Source organism: Treponema sp. UBA753 (assembly GCF_002297325.1).
Lineage (GTDB): Bacteria > Spirochaetota > Spirochaetia > Treponematales > Treponemataceae > Treponema_D.
This window is the reverse complement of sequence record NZ_DBKJ01000059.1, coordinates 33824-35709: the sequence shown is the minus strand read 5'-3', so window position 1 is coordinate 35709 and position 1886 is coordinate 33824. Positions and strand designations below refer to the sequence as shown.

Below are 1886 nucleotides of genomic sequence, written 5' to 3'. Positions count from 1 at the left end.
CCGGCGTAAGCGTTCTATTCTCAGATGTCATCTTTGGTTACCTTGGCCGTGATTGTATCATATTTTCTTTTTATAGTCTTTGCGGAATTGGGTATTGCATGCACACTTCGCATGAATCAAAGTTTATTCTTTCTTAACGAACGTGCTAAAAATAAAAAACAGTAGGTTTAATTTCAACCTTTATTTATTCTTACTTTTTATGCTATAATCTGCGCATGGAAAAAACGATTCTTATTGCTGGAAAAAATATGCCGGACGCAGGAAGCTTTACGGACGGAGTTGCTTTTTCTGGCAGAAATATAATAATAACAGGTCCGCAGACAGATGAAGTTCAGCCTGTAAAAAAACTTACAATTGCAGAACGCAAGGCAAATCAGGCAGCTTACGAAGAAGAAAAAAACCTTGAGGCAAAATCCGGAATCTGCACAATTGAATGGAACAAATCGTCTCCGCTTTCGGCACGCTCGCTTGTGCTTCAAACGCTCACAATATTCAACAGAATGGACGAAGCAGTTCTTTACTTTGACGAGGAATGGTTTGCTTCCAAGGCTGAAAAAATGGACAGCGAGGAAATTGCGCGTGGCTGCGATGAAATGATTGCAGGCTACCAGTATCTTGCGCTGGAAATACTTTCGACTTTTCAAAAAAGAGAAGCCTCAGAAGGCCCCGGAACACTTGTCTTCCTTTTAAAGGAAACTCCTTCAAGAATAGACGTGCTTCATTCCCCGGCATTAAAAGATGGACTTAGCGCAATTGCTTCCCCTTTGGTTTCAGCAGGAAAAGCCGCATTCGCTTCGTTTGCAGAAAACCTTGCGGCAGTTTGCAACGATTCAATTTTTGTAAATATTGTTTTAATCCGCGGAGATAATTCAATGGAAGGATTCCGGCGCGATGACGAAACTGGCAGATGGCTATGCACATATTTAAACTCAATGGACGCTTCAAAATCAGGCAAAAAAGCTCAGTGGGTAAAACCGGGAGCAAAGCCTTCAAGCGGATTCAAATTCTTTAAAAGGTAAGCATATTAATAGATGGAACTTGATTTTTTAACAGAAAGCATTATAAAAGTTGTCGCAGGCGCTGTGTGCGGCGGACTCCTTGGACTTGAGCGCAAAAGCCATAATCAGGTAATCGGAATGAGAACTTTGATTCTAATCTGCGTTTCTTCAACATTGCTTTCGATTCTTTCTGTTTATATGGCAAAGGCGGAAGGCTTTATTGCAGCTGCAAAAGGAGATCCCACAAGAATTGCGGCAGGAGTTGTAAGCGGAATCGGTTTTCTTGGCGGTGGAGCAATAATGAAGCAAGGGCTGAACATAAAAGGCCTTACTTCCGCGGCGATAATCTGGACTGCATCAGCATTCGGGCTTGCAATCGGAGCAGGACTTTACATTCAAGTGGGAATCGCACTTGCAATGGTTCTGTTTCTTCTTATGCGTCTTGAAAAGCTTGAAACAAAATGGTTTCCGGCTGAAAAAACAAAAAGCCTTCATTTATGCTTTGAAAACGACTCTTTGGACATGGAAAAACTGCGCAAGACAATAACTGCGCACGGATTGATTGTGGCAGACATGAACATGAGCCGCATTATAAAAACAAAGCAGATAATTCTGCACTACCTTGTAAAGTCGCCCACAGAATATGATTTTTCCGAGCTGATAAAATCTCTTGAAGAACTTGGAAATTTAAGTGAATTTTCAATAACAGACTGAAGGAATACTTCCTAAGAGGCTGAGGAATACTTCCTAAAGCCCTAAGCGATACTTCCTAAGAGCCTTAGGAATACTTACTCAGGCAGTTAGGAAGTATTCCTTCAATAATCGTTGAAATTGCATAAGATTAACTATAAAATAAAATCAGATAAGTCAATCCTAAAACTGAAGTTT

At 40.8% G+C, this 1886-nt stretch carries 2 protein-coding genes; both read left to right on the top strand.

What is annotated here, in order from left to right; all coding sequences use genetic code 11:
* Positions 1-215: 215 nt before the first annotated feature.
* A complete protein-coding gene (locus B4C08_RS05210) occupies positions 216-1019 on the top strand; it encodes a hypothetical protein (RefSeq protein WP_295799183.1) in 804 nt (267 codons plus the stop codon).
* Between the two features lie 12 nt (positions 1020-1031).
* Positions 1032-1712, top strand: a complete 681-nt coding sequence (locus B4C08_RS05205) for an MgtC/SapB family protein (protein ID WP_296663725.1) — start codon at positions 1032-1034, stop codon at positions 1710-1712.
* Positions 1713-1886 lie beyond the last annotated feature (174 nt).

Bases quoted from the DNA above. Each gene is read 5' to 3' on its own strand.
- B4C08_RS05210 (WP_295799183.1), top strand. From the start codon at position 216: ATGGAAAAAACGATTCTTATTGCTGGAAAAAATATGCCGGACGCAGGA.
- B4C08_RS05205 (WP_296663725.1), top strand. From the start codon at position 1,032: ATGGAACTTGATTTTTTAACAGAAAGCATTATAAAAGTTGTCGCAGGC.